Origin of the sequence: Psychrobacillus sp. BL-248-WT-3 (genome assembly GCF_012843435.1) — a bacterium.
GTDB lineage: Bacteria > Bacillota > Bacilli > Bacillales_A > Planococcaceae > Psychrobacillus.
The window spans coordinates 21,579-38,812 of record NZ_JABAFC010000036.1 but is presented as its reverse complement, the minus strand read 5'-3'; the positions used below and the strand labels follow the sequence as shown (position 1 = coordinate 38,812).

18 protein-coding genes are annotated in these 17,234 nt (G+C 36.3%); 2 read left to right on the top strand and 16 right to left on the bottom strand.

Annotated elements, in window-relative coordinates; translation table 11 throughout:
* Window positions 1-79: 79 nt before the first annotated feature.
* Both HF876_RS15465 and HF876_RS15460 read right to left on the bottom strand, forming a co-directional pair.
* The gene (locus tag HF876_RS15465) at window positions 80-1,387 is read right to left on the bottom strand and encodes a DRTGG domain-containing protein (protein WP_169360952.1); all 1,308 of its coding nucleotides are present in this window, start codon (window positions 1,385-1,387) and stop codon (window positions 80-82) included.
* 61 nt (window positions 1,388-1,448) lie between these two features.
* Window positions 1,449-2,132, bottom strand: coding sequence for a metal-dependent hydrolase (locus HF876_RS15460; RefSeq protein WP_169360951.1), 684 nt, complete (start codon window positions 2,130-2,132; stop codon window positions 1,449-1,451).
* A 115-nt stretch (window positions 2,133-2,247) separates the two neighbouring features.
* On the opposite strand from HF876_RS15460, the gene HF876_RS15455 reads away from it, so the two are divergent.
* The gene (locus HF876_RS15455) at window positions 2,248-3,339 is read left to right on the top strand and encodes a M24 family metallopeptidase (RefSeq protein ID WP_169360950.1); all 1,092 of its coding nucleotides are present in this window, start codon (window positions 2,248-2,250) and stop codon (window positions 3,337-3,339) included.
* Between the two features lie 278 nt (window positions 3,340-3,617).
* Here HF876_RS15455 and HF876_RS15450 read toward each other — a convergent pair whose 3' ends face one another.
* The 6 genes from HF876_RS15450 to ald all read right to left on the bottom strand — a co-directional run bounded on the left by HF876_RS15450 (window position 3,618) and on the right by ald (window position 7,863).
* On the bottom strand, window positions 3,618-4,073 hold the full coding sequence (locus HF876_RS15450; RefSeq protein ID WP_169360949.1) for a hypothetical protein: 456 nt from the start codon (window positions 4,071-4,073) through the stop codon (window positions 3,618-3,620).
* Window positions 4,074-4,231: 158 nt separating this feature from the next.
* The gene (locus tag HF876_RS15445; protein WP_169360948.1) at window positions 4,232-4,819 is read right to left on the bottom strand and encodes a hypothetical protein; all 588 of its coding nucleotides are present in this window, start codon (window positions 4,817-4,819) and stop codon (window positions 4,232-4,234) included.
* A gap of 420 nt (window positions 4,820-5,239) precedes the next feature.
* Window positions 5,240-5,794, bottom strand: a complete 555-nt coding sequence (locus tag HF876_RS15440) for a type II toxin-antitoxin system HicB family antitoxin (protein WP_169360947.1) — start codon at window positions 5,792-5,794, stop codon at window positions 5,240-5,242.
* A gap of 178 nt (window positions 5,795-5,972) precedes the next feature.
* The gene (locus HF876_RS15435) at window positions 5,973-6,326 is read right to left on the bottom strand and encodes a fluoride efflux transporter FluC (RefSeq protein ID WP_169360946.1); all 354 of its coding nucleotides are present in this window, start codon (window positions 6,324-6,326) and stop codon (window positions 5,973-5,975) included.
* Window positions 6,323-6,679: a fluoride efflux transporter CrcB gene (crcB, locus tag HF876_RS15430; RefSeq protein ID WP_169360945.1), complete on the bottom strand. Its 357-nt coding sequence runs from the start codon at window positions 6,677-6,679 to the stop codon at window positions 6,323-6,325. The genes HF876_RS15435 and crcB overlap by 4 nt, the downstream gene beginning before the upstream one ends.
* A gap of 68 nt (window positions 6,680-6,747) precedes the next feature.
* A complete protein-coding gene (gene ald / locus HF876_RS15425; RefSeq protein ID WP_169360944.1) occupies window positions 6,748-7,863 on the bottom strand; it encodes an alanine dehydrogenase in 1,116 nt (371 codons plus the stop codon).
* A 199-nt stretch (window positions 7,864-8,062) separates the two neighbouring features.
* Here ald and HF876_RS15420 point away from each other — a divergent pair, with 199 nt between their 5' ends.
* Complete coding sequence (locus tag HF876_RS15420) at window positions 8,063-8,518, top strand: universal stress protein (protein ID WP_169360943.1); 456 nt, start codon at window positions 8,063-8,065, stop codon at window positions 8,516-8,518.
* A gap of 727 nt (window positions 8,519-9,245) precedes the next feature.
* On the opposite strand, the gene HF876_RS15415 is transcribed toward HF876_RS15420, so the two are convergent.
* From HF876_RS15415 to sppA, 8 genes are all read right to left on the bottom strand, one after another.
* Entirely contained in the window at window positions 9,246-10,364 is a 1,119-nt protein-coding gene (locus HF876_RS15415; protein WP_169360942.1) for a restriction endonuclease, read from the bottom strand.
* 50 nt (window positions 10,365-10,414) lie between these two features.
* Window positions 10,415-10,999 carry a tyrosine-type recombinase/integrase gene (locus HF876_RS15410; RefSeq protein ID WP_169360941.1) on the bottom strand — a complete coding sequence of 195 codons (585 nt, stop codon included), beginning with the start codon at window positions 10,997-10,999 and terminating at the stop codon, window positions 10,415-10,417.
* Window positions 11,000-11,479: 480 nt separating this feature from the next.
* Window positions 11,480-12,418, bottom strand: a complete 939-nt coding sequence (locus tag HF876_RS15405; RefSeq protein ID WP_169360940.1) for a restriction endonuclease — start codon at window positions 12,416-12,418, stop codon at window positions 11,480-11,482.
* A gap of 369 nt (window positions 12,419-12,787) precedes the next feature.
* On the bottom strand, window positions 12,788-13,978 hold the full coding sequence (locus HF876_RS15400) for an acetate kinase (protein WP_169360939.1): 1,191 nt from the start codon (window positions 13,976-13,978) through the stop codon (window positions 12,788-12,790).
* Between the two features lie 65 nt (window positions 13,979-14,043).
* Complete coding sequence (locus HF876_RS15395; protein ID WP_169360938.1) at window positions 14,044-14,973, bottom strand: class I SAM-dependent methyltransferase; 930 nt, start codon at window positions 14,971-14,973, stop codon at window positions 14,044-14,046.
* Window positions 14,974-15,037: 64 nt separating this feature from the next.
* Window positions 15,038-15,541 (bottom strand): thiol peroxidase, encoded by a 504-nt coding sequence (gene tpx, locus HF876_RS15390; protein WP_169360937.1) that lies wholly within the window; start codon window positions 15,539-15,541, stop codon window positions 15,038-15,040.
* Window positions 15,542-15,576: 35 nt separating this feature from the next.
* Window positions 15,577-16,158, bottom strand: coding sequence for an RDD family protein (locus HF876_RS15385; RefSeq protein ID WP_240949791.1), 582 nt, complete (start codon window positions 16,156-16,158; stop codon window positions 15,577-15,579).
* 12 nt (window positions 16,159-16,170) lie between these two features.
* Window positions 16,171-17,184 carry a signal peptide peptidase SppA gene (gene sppA, locus HF876_RS15380; RefSeq protein ID WP_169360936.1) on the bottom strand — a complete coding sequence of 338 codons (1,014 nt, stop codon included), beginning with the start codon at window positions 17,182-17,184 and terminating at the stop codon, window positions 16,171-16,173.
* Between the last annotated feature and the right edge of the window lie 50 nt (window positions 17,185-17,234).

Here is a 17,234-nt window from a genome sequence, read left to right as displayed (position 1 = left end):
CGGTGGCTGAGGAACTGCCTCCTCGCTTTTCTCCATTTGCCTGTCGGGGCAGACATAGGCGCTTGCGCTTTTCTAGTCATTATCTTTCTAATAATTGATAAGTGACCATAGCCTTACCAACTAATTGTTTATCGTGGAAAACCTCAATATCCATCTTCGCTACTTTCCTACTCATTTCTAATACCCTTACTTGGATGCGCAGAATACTTTCTAATTGAATAGGCTTAGTGAAATAAATCGTCATGTTTTCAACGACAGATTCACCACGCTTTTTAATTTTTAACGCTTGTGCTCCTGTTTCCGTTAAAAGGATCGCAAAAGCGCCGTAAGACATTGCCCCGTAATGGTCAGTCATTTGAGGCGTCACGACAAATTCAAACATAAACTCCTCAGATGAAACTACTTTAATCTGCTGCTTTACAATATCATCAATTGTTTCACCGTTTTGAGGCTGTCGAGAAGCAGCCTGCAAGGCCTTTAATACATCCTGCCTACTGATGACACCTTCTAAATAATTGCTCTCTTTTACAACAGGAAGAAGGTCTATTCCTTCCCAAATCATACGATGGCTAGCAGAAGCAACGCTCGTTTTCATCGTAATAGCAATAGGATTCTTCGTCATAACCTTTTCAATCATCTCATTGCTATTTCTTCCGATGACATCACGAGCCGTCACTATTCCAACGAGCTTATTGGATCGATCTACTACAGGGAATCCCCCATGAGAGGTCATATTATTTAAATCTCTGTATTGTTTTACAAGGTCTGTTGCGTATAAATAAGACGTCTCTTCTAGTGGTACATATATATCCTCAATTAGTAAAACGTCTTTCTTAATAAGCTGGTCGTCAATCGCTCGATTAATCATCGTGGCAACTGTAAAGGTATCATAGCTCGTGGATATAACCGGAAGTTCTAGCTCATCAGCTAATTTTTTTGTGTTCTCCAAAACATCAAAGCCACCCGTGATTAATACTGCAGCTCCAGCCTTTAAAGCAGTCTCATGTACCTTCAACCGATTACCTACGATCAATAGATTGCTTGGCTCTACGTAGCGCATCATATCATCTAGCTGCATGGCACCAATAACGAATTTGTTCAATGTCTTGTATAGCCCAGCTTTACCACCAAGTACTTGTCCATCTACTATATTAACTACCTCTGCAAATGTAAGACGTTCGAAGTGCTCTTTTTTCTTAAGCTCTATACGAATCGTACCCACTCGTTCAATAGTACTAACTATCCTTCTATTTTCTGCTTCCTTAATGGCTCTATAAGCTGTTCCTTCACTTACCGATAAATCTTTTGCAATTTGCCTAACCGATATTTTATCACCAACGGGAAGGTTTTCAATGTAAGCCAAAATCTGCTCATGTTTTGTTGTCATGTAGTCACATCCAAACGTTAGTTATACGCTTATTGTAACACATTTTAATAATTTTCTTATCCTAGGAGAGTGCAACAAATTCTCCAGCTGAAAGTATTTGAACTTCTGCCTTTTTAACTAAGCTTTCAAAGTACTTTGGATCCTGTTTGATAGGTGGAAAAGTATTGTAGTGAATAGGAACTACTATTTTAGGCTGAAGTAATTCTGTAGCATAGGCCGCATCCTCTGGCCCCATTGTGAAATTGCTACCTATAGGAAGGAAAGCAACATCAATATCGTGTCGATCACCTATAAGCTTCATATCACCAAATAAACCAGTGTCCCCAGCATGGTATAGGGTAGTTCCCTCTGCACTGAAGAGAATACCAGTAGGCATCCCTAAATAAATGACCTGGCCTTCCTCATTTGTAGTAGAAGAGCTATGAAAAGCTTGAGTAAATTTTACTTTTCCAAACTCAAATTCACGCTCGCCTCCGATACCCATAGGGTGCACTTCTATCCCTTTAGATTGTATATAATTTGCCAACTCAAAAGGTGCTACGACAATGGCATTGCATTTTTTAGCAATCTCCACTGTATCTCCGACATGGTCGTCATGACCATGTGTTAAAAGAATAGCATCCACTTGTTGTTCAGCTGCGTTCAAGTCTGTTTTTTCATTTCCCGTTATAAAAGGGTCAATTAAAATAGTGTGAGAATTTGTTTGAATTTTTACTACTGAGTGTCCATGATAGCTAATTTTCATTTTGACATCTCTCCTTAAAAATTATTTTAAATCTACTTATTGTTCATTCAACGCTAATGCAAGAATTCCTTTATTCTGCTATCCTTATAATATAAATAAAAAAGAGGTGCTTTACTTGGAATCTATAAAAAAAATTCAGTCATACCTACAAATTAACAGCATAGACGCTGCTTTCGTAACTACTCCTGATAACGTCTTCTATTTTACCGGATTTAAGAGCAATCCGCACGAACGTTTACTTGGAGTGATGATTTTCAAAGATGCTCCCCCGTTTATCATTTGCCCTAAAATGGAGATGCCGGATGCTAAAGCAGCTGGATGGTCAGGGACTATTATTGGTCATCAGGACACAGACAATGCATGGGACGTATTAGCGTCAGCAGTGAAAGACAGCGGACAATCCATTCAGAGCCTAGCAATTGAAAAATCTCATATGACGGTTGAAAGATTAGAAGCAATAACGAAAAGATTTTCTTCCCTTCAAATTAATCGTTTAGATGAAAAGATTAATGAGCTACGTGTTATAAAATCCGAGGCAGAATTAGCTAATATGCGTAAAGCAGCAGAGCTAGCAGATTATGCGATTGAAGTCGGTTGTAAAGAGATTGCTGAAGGTAAAACGGAGCTAGAAATATTAAATGCTATCGAGTTAGCCGTGAAAGAAAAAGGCGCAGCTCAAATGTCATTTGATACGATGGTATTAAGTGGACCGAAGACTGCTTCTCCTCACGGAACTCCAGGCGATCGCAAAATTCAAAAGGGTGATTTCATCCTGTTTGATCTTGGTGTAGTGTATAACGGCTATTGTTCTGATATAACTCGTACGGTAGCTTTCGGCGAACCTTCTCCTGAAAAAAGAGAAGTATACGAAACGGTACTTAAAGCAGAAATGGCAGCTGTAAATGCAGTGAAGCCAGGTGTCACTGCTATGGAATTAGACAAAACGGCTCGTGATGTTATTACGGAGGCTGGCTATGGTGAATACTTTACGCATCGCCTTGGTCATGGCTTAGGAATTTCAGTTCATGAATTCCCTTCGATTACAGGTGTTAATGAAATGGTATTAGAAGAAGGAATGGTATTTACGATCGAGCCTGGTATTTACCACCCAGATATTACGGGCGTACGTATTGAGGATGATGTAGTGGTTACTGCTGACGGAGTGGAAGTGTTAACTAAATTCCCGAAAGAGCTGCAAATACTTTAAAATAAGCAGGAAACTATGACTTCTCTCGCTGTGCCCCAGGAGTCGTAGCCTTCTCTCCAATCAACTAGAATGGAGAGGTCTCTACAAGAAAGCAACTAGCTTTAAAAATTAGTGAAAACGTGAAATCAACTGATGATTTCACGTTTTTTTATTTGCTTTGTTAAAGGTAAAGGATGATTTTAAATACATATAAACAATGAGCGATGATATTTTCTCCTGGATTATTTTTCTTCACTTTTCATCTTCAAATAACGCAACGTTACTTGAATAAGGAATTGTTAATTTTGATGAAAACTTGTTTCACCGGGAATTATACTTTTGATTAATGCAACATCACTTTTTAATGCATTAGGTACAAAGAATTCCGTCCCCCAGTGTCCCGAATGAAACACAGACATCATATCCTTCTCTAAATTAACTGTGAACCACTTGAATTCTCCTATTTTATTTAAATAGTCATTCAATAAATAATCTGAAACGATAAAGTGTTTTCGCCACCTAAATATAGTGAGATTTTCTCCTTTAACAATTTCTAATTCATTTTTATAGAGAGATTTAATCTCTGAAATAGTTTCAATCTCTTTATTCCAACAATGAATTTCAATTGTATTTGAACTTTTTAAAAAGTGTTCGAATAATGCAGTCCAATAATCGTAATTTCCGATTACTGGCTTTGGAAAGGTTGATTCATCATCTGTAAAGGTTGGTATATTAAAAGCTACATTATATTGCATACATTCCTTCCTCCTATACCGTTTTGTAGCTAACCCCAATTTTTATACAATAGAAAATAGGTATTAGTTAAGAAACATCCATCTTAGCTAAAGCACTACACTACATTTAAGAAGAACAGAGACGCTTATTAACAATCGCGCCCGATTGCTTCAAACTCTTATTTGTGAGACACATCATAAAAAACGGTGGTATAGTAATTAAAACCTGTCCAGAAATCTCCGTGTAAATTACCTAACATCCTTTGCAAATCACTTCTCGAAAAATATTTTCCGTTTCTTATAAATCTAATACGCTCTTCCAAGTGCAGGAAATTATTTATACTATCAACCAGGTATCCCCTTTCTTCTCTGGAATAATCTCCTTCAGAAACAAGGTCTAACAGGGTATTTCTTGCCTGTTGTACATCGAAAAGCATTCTATCCAGTTTATCTTTGTCAATTGTTTTGGAGTCCGTGCCGATCAGCCATTCTTGTTCAAAAATCGGAAGAATAAATTGAGTTCTATTTACCGTAGGATTGTAATTATCACTTTTTAAATCCTTTTTTAGATCCTCCTCATAGGTAGCTTTAAACTCGCCAATCTCTTCTTCGTAGGTTTTGCCATTATGAGTATTCGAACCAGGATGATATGTAAAGCTTTGATGGACGCTAAAAAGCGATAATGGATAATACCAAGATATGAAAGCTATAACAAGTACAATAAATACTCCTGAACCTATGACCTTCCTTTTACGTTTTGTATTCATATAAATCCCCCTTTATCTTTAGACTAATCACTTGTTTATTCAGATGGTTATATAACAATCTGGCCCGATTGTTGAATACAAGTTAAACAACTCTCTTAAACTAACCGGCTACTTAGTTTAAGAGTGACATTTCACAAAGTATATTTAGAATCAACTTGATATTTGGGACATAAAAATAGATCATCGAAAGGATGGCCATATTTGGCAAAAGCATCGGCTTGTTTAAGTATAGTAATTCACAAACTTTATTAAATTCCTTAAGTAAAAAACTGAAACAAAATCGCCCTGTTTATTTATCGAAAATTATAATTCTTTTCAATAAAAATTTAGTAGAAAATTAATACATGTAATTACAAATTATTATTACATGCTAAAATAAATCGCCTGTAATTTTATTGCTATAGGAGCAATATTTAAAAATCACAATTTCTTTTTTATCTCTTCTACTCTGAGTACTAGACTATCGAAAGCTTCTTCCGCTTCAACTCGACGTCGTACAGTACAAATAACAGGATATGTAGGACAAACTTGGATCAACTTCTCCTTTGCTATTTCAATTGGTAAATTACCATCTACCTTTACATCCCAAAGTCCTTCTCTATTCTTATATGCAACAGCTTGAAAATCACTTCTCTCATCTCTGTTAAAATAGATATGCCAATGACGGAATGGTAAATGCTTTTCAATTTCTTTTGCATAATCACTATATGATGTTTTAATAAAAACAAGTTCCATCTCTTCCGTCACAAGATTAGTAGGAATCTGTTCCTGACTTGGTAAATCTTCATTATCATATAAAGCACCGGCTAGCAAATAAGCTAAGGCCTTCTTTGCATTTTGAATTGCTTCCTTTTTCGTGGGACCATAGCTTAACGGAGTCTCCCACCCGTACTTTGGAAGCAAAGTTGGGAAATGAATACTGAAACTTTCTTCTTGCTTAATAAAAGCTGGATATACTACATTCTCAAATGCCATATCATCTATACCTGCCCTTTATTTATAGGAAAAATCTAGAAATTAAAAGTATCCTTCTTCAACTAATTTGTGCGTTTAGTTTAAGTAACTAGTTGTGTGTCAGCCTCATTTGATAGTTTTCCGGTGGATTCGCCGTCTGCTGCTCCAAACAATACAGGCAACCCCAAAAATTAGAGAGCTAAAATATAGTTCCAAAAAAGTAACCTATAAAAGCTACGAACAACCCACCTACATAAGTAGAAATCAAATAAAAAAGGTATTGTTTTCGTTTTTCCTTTAGTTTTATCAATTCAGCGTTCAACGTTGAAAAGGTTGTCAGTGCTCCTAATAGCCCAATACCAATGAGCAGATAATAAATTCCTTCCACGTTCACCCCACACAGTAACCCAAGTAGAAAAGATCCTATTAAATTCACAAAAAGCGTTCCATAAGGAAACTGGCTATGCTTATTTAGTTTTTCAGCGGTATAAAATCTCAGTATTGCACCAAGGAATCCCGCTCCCCCTACTGCTATTAAAGAAATTAGAGTCATTCTTTCACCTCTTTTTTCCATCCAAGATTACTACTAATCATGCCGCCAATTATACTGCATATTAGATAAATCAGTGCCAAAGCATATTCGGATTGTTCTACTAATAGTATAGTTTCCACACTAAAGGCTGAAAAGGTAGTAAAAGAACCGAGGAACCCGGTGCCTAAGGCGAGGCGTAATTTGTAGGAGAACCTCTCTGTGCGAGACAAAACAAAAGCAAGAGCAAAACATCCAATTAAATTTACAAGTAACGTGGAAAAAGGGAAAGAAGATGAAGGAGCTATATAAAACCCAATCACATACCGACATATTGCACCTAGTCCACCTGCGAGGCCAATGTATAGATAACTCACTATTCCACCTCACTGTCTAGAAATTTAGAAATCACCCAAACTCTTTAGAGATGGGTGATTGAGTAATGTTATTTTAAAAGAGTTGTTACATCTGTATATGGTAAGCCTTGTGCTTCTGCAACTGCTGCAAATGTGACATGACCGCCTAATGTATTAATCCCTTTTTGAAGAGCTAAATTATCCAGACATGCTTGCTTGTACCCTTTGTTTGCAATTTGCACTGCATAAGGTACTGTTGCGTTCGTCAATGCCATCGTAGATGTTCTTGGAACCGCTCCTGGCATATTCGCAACTGCATAATGAACTACGCCGTGCTTTTCATAGGTAGGGTTATCATGCGTTGTTATTCTGTCAGAAGTTTCAAAGATTCCCCCTTGGTCAATGGCAATATCGATTACAACTGAGCCTGGAGTCATTGATTTAATCATATCCTCTGATACTAGCTTAGGAGCTTTGGCACCAGGTATTAATACAGCACCTATTACTAAGTCAGCTTCCTTCACCGCTTCTCCAATATTGTAAGGGTTAGAGATTAGAGTTTGAACATTGCTTCCAAAGATATCTTCTAATTGACGAAGACGATCCACGTTTAAGTCGATGATAGTGACTTTTGCACCCATTCCTATTGCCATTTTTGCAGCATTTGTGCCTGCGATCCCACCACCAATAATTGCTACATTAGCACGTGGAACCCCTGGAACTCCACCAAGTAAAATTCCTTTACCTCCATGGATTTGCTCTAGGAATTGAGCGCCAATTTGAGTAGCCATACGACCTGCAACCTCACTCATTGGTGAAAGAAGAGGTAAAGAATTGTTTGGTAATTGAACTGTTTCATAAGCAATCGCTGTCACTTTCTTGTCTAATAACACTTTTGTTAATGCTTCTTCAGGTGCTAAATGTAGATAAGTGAACAGGATCGTTCCTTCTTGAATTAAGTCAAATTCTTGATGTGTTGGTTCTTTTACTTTCATTACCATTTCTTGATTCCATGCTTCGTGAGCAGTTTGAACAATCGTTGCTCCTGCTGCAATATAATCTTCATCGGTAAAGCTAGAACCTAATCCTGCTCCTGTTTCAATAAACACTTGATGATTATGTAGAGTTAAGCTTACAACTCCCGCTGGTGTCATTGCGACACGGTTTTCATTATTTTTAATTTCCTTTGGAACTCCTATACGCATGTCTATATCCCCTTTAACAAGATTAAATAGATTAGTGAAACAAGTATATTTTAGCATTAATAATTCTAAATTGCTCATCAATTCGTTCTTATAATTAGCCTTTGTTCACAAATTAGACTAAATAACTATTAAAAGATAGCAGGAATTAGAGATTAAGTATAGAAATATAATAGTATAACAAACCCAGGAGGGATTTAGAATGACATTAAAATACAATCAAATCTTAGTAGCAGTAGACGGTTCAAAGGAAGCAGAATTTGCTTTTAAAAAGTCTGTTTCTATTGCTGAAAGAAATAACGCAACTTTAAATCTAGTTAATATCATTGATACTCGTTCTTTTGCAGCTATTGAGGCGTATGATCGTTCTATCGCGGAAAGAGCTCAAAAATTTGCAGAAGATTTACTTGGTGGATATAAAAAAGAAGCTCTTGCTGCTGGAGTGACAAATGTAAATATTATTGTTGAGTATGGCTCACCTAAGACAATGATTTCGAAGGATTTAGCTAATAAGGTAGAAGCAGATTTAATCATTTGTGGAGCAACTGGTCTAAATGCAATGGAAAGATTTTTAATTGGTAGTGTGTCTGAATATATTGTTCGTTCTTCTACTTGTGATGTATTAGTAGTACGTACAGATGAAGTATTAGAAGCATAATGTAGTATATTAAACTATTAAACTTAGAGAATCATGGCTTATGCCATGGTTCTTTTTTTGATGAGTATTAAATTTTGTGGTAAGTAGATAGTAGAAGTATAGACAGCATGAAGAAGTATGTAGAGTTGATTTTCGCTTTAAGCGGACGCTTTCCGTGGGGTGAGCGATAAGCCATCACCCATCGCTAACGCGCGTGGTTGTGATGTCTTATCTGTCTCACTCATCCCTACTTGTGTCGCCACCTGTCGCTCCAATCAACAAGGAGTTATCCTTGCTTAGCAGTTAATAGCTGATCATATCTAAACAGTTAAAGATAAAACCAATTATTACTTTTCAACTATAAATATATTCATTAATATACTATAATGGAAAATAATACTATATTTTATAATATCCATATAGAAAGAGACGTGAGTTTTTTGATCAAACAACTTGTAGAACGAATATTTATGAAAAACTCTTACACAAAAGAAACAACAGCCTTAGGTTTGTCTAGAAGATTGCCGGCCGTTCTTGTGGTCGTACAATAATCATATCTATTTCAAAGTCTACTATGCATAGAAGAGGTTGCGAACAACTTCAGAATCTTGTACTATTCATTAAACCAATAATCAAGATTTGATTCTTTATAACTTTTATAATCATTTCCTTACCAATTCACTCCCCTGTATTGCTGAACAAGTAAAAACACACTAACAATGCAAAATTATAGTGTGTTAGATTACCCTTATTCATCTTCAAAATATGAAAAGTCTACTTCTTTTATTATCAACTTCTTTTTTAAAGTTACCCCTACACTATACTCAATCATATATTTCGCTAATTGTTGTCCATCTATTAGAATTATTTTCTTATAGGGGATAGTTTGTAAATATTTCTTAGCACCGTCAGAAAATGATGATGTAGTTATCATAACACCCTTAGAACCTTTACCTTCTAATGCTCCTACAAATCCCATCACATCAGGTCTGCATACATTTTTAGTCCATCTTTTGGCTTGAACATATATATTCTCTAAACCAAGTTTATCTTCTTTGATAATCCCATCTAATCCTTCATCATTGGTGCTTTTGGTGACTTTACCTGCTCCATATCCCATAGCAACTAATAATTCGACTACTATATTCTCAAAATGTTTCCAATTAACTTTAGTAAGCTTTTCTAATAATTCTATAACTAATTCATTATCGTATTCTGTCAAATGCTCTTCTATTACTTGAATATGATTTACGACTTGTTCGAGTTCTTCAAGTTCCTCTTCTTGCTCAACAATATTTTCATTAAGAAGCTCTATCCCTTCCCCAGTTATACGATATGTAAATTTCTTCACTTCCTCAATATAGCCCTGTTTTTGCAAAGTAAATCTAGTATGTCTCATTCGACTAACAAAAACTGTTTCCTTACTATCAGGATAAGCAAAATCTTTTTGTATTTTACTTAAAGAAAAGTGTTCAGCAACCCCATTATTTAGTGTTGAAGCAATATATAAATCATTATCAGACATAACCTTTAAAAGTGGTATAGCTAGTTCTCTTGAAGAAGGAATTGTTGATAAAATTTTTTCATCTCCCGTGTATAAACTACTCATCTCATCTAACATTTTTGTTAAATCTCCATCGCTTTTAGGTAAACCATATGAATGGAATAAAGTAGAAATCTCCTTAGCAGATAACCCTTTATCGCTTAATTCTTTTACATACTTCATTGTTTTTAAAGATTGGACATTATATAACTTCTTCTGTCCTTTAATTTCATAGGGGAAATACTCTTGTAATTCTTTTATTTTCTTTCTCCCTCGTGATTCAGACCATCCTACACTAAGAGATAAGGTAGTTTGATTTATCATATCCTCACACACTTCCCTTTTTTATAATGGTATCCTATCTTAATTAGCCTTTAAAAGAAAGCAACGCTCTTAATACTGTTCTCAATCGCTTCATCTGTAATTCCAATATAACGTAACGTGGTCTTTTGCGATGAATGATTGAATATCTCCATTAGCGTTGCCACGTCTTTAGTAGCTTGGTAATAGGTGTACCCAAAGGTCTTACGCATGGTATGTGTCCCAATAGAGTAATTACCAATCATATCTCCAGCCTTTGCAATGATACGATAAGCTTGAGTTATTGTAATATGTCCATCACCTTTACGACTTGGAAACAGATACTTTGTATCTGGTGGCAAAGTCTTAGTATAATCTGCTAAATCAGCAATAAGGTTATTCAAATAGACTGTGCGTTCCTTTTTTGTCTTGCCTTCACAGATTTTGAATGAGCTTTTACCTTTAACCTGCTCCACTTTCAATCCAACTAGATCACCACAACGTAAACCTGTTGAGATACCTAATTTGAAAAGTAGCTGATTGCGTAGACCGAATTCCTTCGTCATACCCAAAGCTTCAATCAGATCATTAACCCCTCTTTTTGTTTTAAGTGGTTGAACATCAATTAACATTCCTTTTTTCTTACTTTTATTTGCCATAATAATCCTCATTTCAAAATGTATCCTTATGCAATTAAATTTAAAATATCATACCTTCATTATCTTATCAATGACGGAATACTATTAAATCAACATTTTATATGTATCCTTTCCATTAAAAGCATACATTCATAAAGATGTTTATCTCCCAACTATCTCCATCATTCATTCCATCCTCATGAAACATTTGCATGTTAAAATACAAAAAGGAGCGCTGAAAGTATTGATTCAGCACTCTTTTTTTCACTACTACTCATCATTTATTAATTGCGATTGCATTCGCGCTTTATATTATCCTGGACTTGTACACTTTTCCACAATTATATATAAACAAAAAATTAGTAAAAGTAAATATTTATATTCGCATATATAATGTTTATTGAAATTAGATAATTTGGTCCTATTGAAATAGTTGTATCGAAAATGTCTAAAATACCTTAAACTCCATTAATAAGTATCTTTCTAGCATTAGATAGATTCCTAATTATCAGCTAGAGACTTGCCCCTTGCTAATTCTCTTTTCTTATTATCAAGAACAATATCTAATCTCTCTGCCCAATTTATACCTAAATGAGCATTTAGTAGGACGTTAATAGTATCATAAGACCATATTTGAATTCTGCTATCAAATTTCCCTAAATTATCGTTGACATAGCCTGTACAAAATATAACTCCTCTATTTACTTTGTCATTAGTGATTACAGAATGTAGATTTCGGACATCTTTGATTGTTAACTTTGTTGTCTTATACAACTTACATTCAACGTAAACTATTTCATTACCATCTGGTCTTTTTATCGATGCAATTATATCTTTTCCGCCATCCCGAGTCGATGGAGTCCAAGTAGTTTCATAGCCCATCCATTTGTATAATTCTTCGATTAACCACTCAAATTCTATAGGTTTCAAACTCGTTAACTTCTCCAATGGATTTTCGAAATTAATAAACTTTTCCATAATAATTTCCGCACACTGATCAATTCCAATTATTCTATCATCGGGTAAACTCGACTCTGAAATAACATAATTTTCAAGCGCTTTAATTGCTTTATATGGTCGAGAGGGTAAAAACTCCAAAACCCAAGTTAATCCTTCCCAAGCTTCCTGTCCATTTTTAACTCTGTGATATAGTTCAATGTTTGACATTGTACTAGCCATCTCTGCAAAAGTAGTAATTTCTGATTGTTTCAGTTGAAAATAAATTTTATAGTTACTTATATCTGCCTCTCTAGTAAAAGGACGAAGTAAACATCTTAATAAGTCTTTCACTTCTTCAACTGACCTATTATGAACATTTTCAAGGTAGTCTTCTAGCCATTCTCTATAAGGTATTTTACAAAAAGGAACAACTAACTCATTATTATCAGAAACAAGGGACACCCATTCATCAAACGTAGCGTAATTATCAGAGTAATACATAAAACACCTCCAACTAATATTAAGCAGAATTTTAATTATTGGATAATCATACCATGTTAAATTTAATCTGAATAGACTACTAATCTCTTCATAAAATCATAGTTTTATTAGTATATATAACTTTTATTATGTGAACCCAATCTTATGTATAATCATTTTCTTTTATAAAAAAAGGAAGCGCCCATAAATATCAGACACTCCTACGCAGTTATTAAATTATTAATCATTCAACAAGCCTTCTTTATATCCGAACTATACAATTGATCCGTCTCTTAAATTCTTGGAACTCCTCAAATTCAATTCTATAATTTCAACTACTGTACCAAATCGACCTATTAAAATCAAGAACTTAGTAACTACTCATAACCCCTACATCTCCGCAATCCTCATCACATCTCTCGCAATCACAATCTCCTCGTTCGTTGGGATGACGATGACTTTTACGGGTGAGTGTGGGTAGTTGATGAAGCCTTCTTTACCGTGCAGCTTGTTTAGGTCTGGGTCCATGTAGACGCCCATGAATTGGAGGCCGGAGAGTACCTTTTCGCGGATAACCTCGCTGTTTTCACCTATGCCTGCTGTGAAGAGGATGGCGTCTACTCCATTCATACGGGCAGCGTAGGATCCGATGTATTTGTGTATTCGGTTGGCAAAGACGTCTAGTGCTAGTTGGGCACGGTCATTGCCTTTGGTTGCTTCTGTTACGATATCTCGCAGATCACTAGAAAAGCCTGATACTCCAAGCATTCCTGATTTCTTGTTTAGTATATCTAGGATGCCTTCTGCGCTTTTTCCCGTCTTTTCCATTAAGTAGGGTATCAGTGCCGGGTCAATGTTTCCTGATCTTGTGCCCATTGTTACTCCTGCAAGTGGAGTGAAGCCCATGGAGGTGTCTATAGATTTCCCTTTGTGAATAGCAGCAATGCTTGCCCCATTACCGAGATGGCAGGAGATGAGGCGAGTTATTTCTAGTGGTCTATTTAATAATTCTGCTGCTCGGTGAGCGACATATTTATGAGAGGTTCCGTGAAAGCCATATTTTCGAATACTATACTTTTCGTAATAGTCATACGGAATCGAGTATAAATAAGAACTTTCAGGCATCGTTTGATGGAAAGCAGTATCAAACACAGCGACAGCTGGTATATTGGGCAAAACTTTTTGAAATTCTATGATTCCTGTAACGTTTGCCGGGTTATGAAGCGGAGCAAATTCTGCTAATCTTTCAATATTTTTAATAACATCCTTATTTATTAAAATAGAGTCATTGTATGTTTCTCCTCCATGTACGACACGGTGGCCAATTCCTTGTATATCTTCTAACGATTGAATTACTTTGCGATCAATCAGCATTTTAATGAGCAATTTAACCGCCTGTTCGTGATTATCTACTTGCTCTATTAAGTGGATACGTTCATCGTCAAAGTTCATCGTAAACACAGGATTTGATAACCCTATCCTTTCGATTAATCCTTTTGCTATTACTCTCTCTTCGGGCATTGAGTACAACTGAAATTTTAAAGAAGAACTACCTGCATTAACTGCTAAAATATTTGGCATAAGAAAACGCCCCTTCTTTATACTGATACAATAATTGTACCTTGCATAAAAGGGGCGGGCAAATTTTACCTATTATTTTCTTCTTGCCATATGTCGATTTTTTTGAAGAATAGCTCCATTGCTTCTCGATTTGTCATACTTGGTACCTTCGCAAGCAAGACCTCTCGTGGAGCCTTTAAATCCTCACTTTTCTTTTGTAAAATAAGGAGACTCTTTTCTTGCGCTTTGTTCTTAAAGATAGAGTCTGGAAGTTGAATGACTGCTTGTATCCAGCCATTTTCTTTTATAAATTTATGCAGCTGTGGTGCTTGTTTTGATTCGAAGATCGTAGCTGGGACTAGGAAATATAGATACCCTCCCGGCTTTACATGCTTCATCGCTTGTTCCATAAACAAATGATGGGCATAAGGCATTTCATCCTCGCTATGAAGGAAATATTCCTTCGAGGCCTCTTCGTCTGGATAATATCCAACTGGCAAGTCACTTACAACTATATCGACGGGATCTATCATCAATGGACGAATTGCATCCTGTCTAAATAACTGGATGTCCTGCTCCAGTAGTTCCCCAACCTGAGCAGCAAGCTGAATAAGTAACTCGTCTATCTCCACTCCAAACGCATGAGAAGTATTCGGAATGACGTTCATTAAGGTGAATAGAAGGTTTCCAGTGCCTAGTGCTGGATCTAAAAAGGACAGCTCCTTTTTCTCCTTGTTCATTTCTTTTACGAAGTAGCTTAATAGTAATCCAATTGCGTCCGGAGTCATTTGGTGATTTGCTTGAGTTGACTTGCTCATCCCTTTTAAAATAGCTAGCTGGATAGCTTTACGAATCTCTTCTTTTTTAGGATTCACAAGGTCAGGAGCTTTTTTATTTTCAAGCCATAGCTCAAGTGCATAGACGATTCCTTCTAAATAAGGAGCAGATTCCTGCTCTTCTATAAATGTGGCTTCTTGATCGATAAATGAAAAGATTTTTTCTACATTTGTTTGCATACTGATCCCTCAAATGAAAACCCACTCGAAATAGAGTGGGTTTACTTATTTTTTATAGTGTTAGTTATTGTGCTGCTTTAACAGCCTCAAGCGCTTTTTCATAGTCAGGATGGTTAGTACCTTCACTTACGATTTCCTTGTAAGTTACTACACCATTCTTATCTACTACAAATACCGAGCGAGCAAGTAAGCGTAACTCTTCCATTACTATTCCGAATGCTTTCCCGAAAGAAAGGTCGCGGTGATCAGATAATGTCTGAATAGAATCTGCTGCATTTGCTCCACACCAACGAGACTGTGCAAAAGGTAGGTCAACAGAGATTGTTAAAATAACAACATCATCACCAAGACTTGCAGCACTTTCGTTAAACTTGTTAGTTTGTGCTGAACAAACACCAGTGTCAAGGGAAGGTACTACACTAATCAGGCGAGTTTTTCCAGCTGAATCCTCAAGAGTAACCGGCGATAGGTTATTTGCCAATACTGTAAAGTTTGGAGCTTTTTCCCCAACCTCTACCTCTTTGCCTAATAATGTTACAGGATTATTTTTAAATGTTACTTGTGTCATAATTATGTAGCCTCCTTTTCGATACTCTCATCTTACTAGAATTCGTTTGTCTCTTGCAACTCATTTGCAACAGGAGTGCGCTTATTTTCTACAATTTCCTTTTTGTCATAGGAAGATTCGTGTATGACGAGTGTATCTGCGATAAAATCATGGATTGCTTGCTTTTGTGGTGTAAAGGCCGCAACTACATATGGAAGGTTAAATGGTATGACTGATATTAGACGTCCTACCCATTCTCTGAATAAAACCGTACCCCATGTTAGCTTTCCTTCTCCTTTAGATACAACACGAATGCCAAAAATCATTTTACCCACTGTTTGTGAAAAGAACTTCGTCATAAGAACAAAGTACAAATAGAAAAGAATTGCTGTTACAAGTGATATCGGTGCATACCAGCTTGAACTGCTTACATCCAATGAGAACAAGCGGAAAACTGGTTTGATTAACAGCATGCCCACAGAAGATAGCACGAGCAAATCTACTATATAAGCCCAAAAGCGTATCCAAAAGCCAGCAGCCTTTTGTACATAGCTTTCCGTTTTCGAAACGGCCATTGTTTGACGAATAGGCGGGCTTTCTTTTACAAGCTCATGGTTATTTGGTTCTAACTCACTCATTGTATTCCCTCCTTATTCATTTCCATAAAGATACATCATTTTTGGTGCAGAATTATCTGCAATTAGCTTAGCAATCAGTTTAGATTCAATGTCTACTCCAAAAAATGATTGTGCCTTCATCGCAAATAATGAAGAGAAGCTAGGAGAAAAACCATACTCAAACACTTCTGCGCCTTCTAGGTCATAGTCAGTTTGAATGGATGCTACAGCATCCTCTAAGAAACCAAGCTCATCCGCAAGACCCGACTCCACGGCCTGTCTTCCGTTTAATATTCTTCCATCTGCTACTTTCTTAACTTCAGCCTCTGTCATATTTCTTCCTTGTTCAATAATATCAACAAAGTCCTCATAAGAATCATTTAGCATATCTTGTAGCATTGCTCGCTCTTCTTCCGTCATGTCTCTCGTTGGACTCATAATGTCTTTATATGGTCCTGATTTGATTGTCACAAATTCCACGCCGTACTTTTCAGCAAGGCCGCCATAGTTTATGCTTTGCATAATCACCCCGATAGAACCTGTCAGTGTTTCTTTGTTGACAAAGATTTTATCGGCTGGTGCAGATATGTAATATCCTCCTGAAGCTGCCATGCTTCCCATCGAAACATAAAATGGTTTGCCGGTCTCTTCTTGAATTTCTACTATTTCCTTATAGATCTGTGCTGATTCCACTACCCCTCCACCTGGGGAGTTTACTTGAAGAACGACTGCCTTAACAGAGTCGTCATTTCTCACTTGATCTAATTGTTGAAGGAAAAACTGATGATTATATCCTTCTGTTCCAAACAAGCTAGTAGTTCCACCGGTATCTTGAATGGTACCATCTACTGTAAGTACAGCCACTCGTTTATTCATACTTCCTGGCTGTAGGACTGTTTCATAGAACTCTGTATTAGCTGTAGAGCTTACATCTTCCATAAATGTAGACCAATCTGTTGAGAATATGGATGATGCAGTATTAACAACCAAGGATATGGCTAACAAAATTGCAGCTCCTACAATGGCCAACCAACGTTTCATATTCATATTACTAATTTCCTCCTTTTTCTTTCCTTCTTACATACGTTATAAATGTC

Excerpts from the sequence above, each read along its gene's own strand:
- HF876_RS15420 (WP_169360943.1), top strand. The coding sequence starts at position 8,063 with ATGACATTAAAATACAATCAAATCTTAGTAGCAGTAGACGGTTCAAAG.
- HF876_RS15460 (WP_169360951.1), bottom strand. The coding sequence starts at position 2,132 with ATGAAAATTAGCTATCATGGACACTCAGTAGTAAAAATTCAAACAAAT.
- HF876_RS15415 (WP_169360942.1), bottom strand. The coding sequence starts at position 10,364 with ATGATAAATCAAACTACCTTATCTCTTAGTGTAGGATGGTCTGAATCA.
- HF876_RS15400 (WP_169360939.1), bottom strand. The coding sequence starts at position 13,978 with ATGCCAAATATTTTAGCAGTTAATGCAGGTAGTTCTTCTTTAAAATTT.
- HF876_RS15445 (WP_169360948.1), bottom strand. The coding sequence starts at position 4,819 with ATGAATACAAAACGTAAAAGGAAGGTCATAGGTTCAGGAGTATTTATT.
- tpx (WP_169360937.1), bottom strand. The coding sequence starts at position 15,541 with ATGACACAAGTAACATTTAAAAATAATCCTGTAACATTATTAGGCAAA.
- HF876_RS15385 (WP_240949791.1), bottom strand. The coding sequence starts at position 16,158 with ATGAGTGAGTTAGAACCAAATAACCATGAGCTTGTAAAAGAAAGCCCG.
- HF876_RS15410 (WP_169360941.1), bottom strand. The coding sequence starts at position 10,999 with ATGGCAAATAAAAGTAAGAAAAAAGGAATGTTAATTGATGTTCAACCA.
- HF876_RS15465 (WP_169360952.1), bottom strand. The coding sequence starts at position 1,387 with ATGACAACAAAACATGAGCAGATTTTGGCTTACATTGAAAACCTTCCC.
- sppA (WP_169360936.1), bottom strand. The coding sequence starts at position 17,184 with ATGAATATGAAACGTTGGTTGGCCATTGTAGGAGCTGCAATTTTGTTA.
- HF876_RS15435 (WP_169360946.1), bottom strand. The coding sequence starts at position 6,326 with ATGACTCTAATTTCTTTAATAGCAGTAGGGGGAGCGGGATTCCTTGGT.
- HF876_RS15440 (WP_169360947.1), bottom strand. The coding sequence starts at position 5,794 with ATGGCATTTGAGAATGTAGTATATCCAGCTTTTATTAAGCAAGAAGAA.
- HF876_RS15405 (WP_169360940.1), bottom strand. The coding sequence starts at position 12,418 with ATGTATTACTCTGATAATTACGCTACGTTTGATGAATGGGTGTCCCTT.
- HF876_RS15450 (WP_169360949.1), bottom strand. The coding sequence starts at position 4,073 with ATGCAATATAATGTAGCTTTTAATATACCAACCTTTACAGATGATGAA.
- HF876_RS15395 (WP_169360938.1), bottom strand. The coding sequence starts at position 14,973 with ATGCAAACAAATGTAGAAAAAATCTTTTCATTTATCGATCAAGAAGCC.
- ald (WP_169360944.1), bottom strand. The coding sequence starts at position 7,863 with ATGCGTATAGGAGTTCCAAAGGAAATTAAAAATAATGAAAACCGTGTC.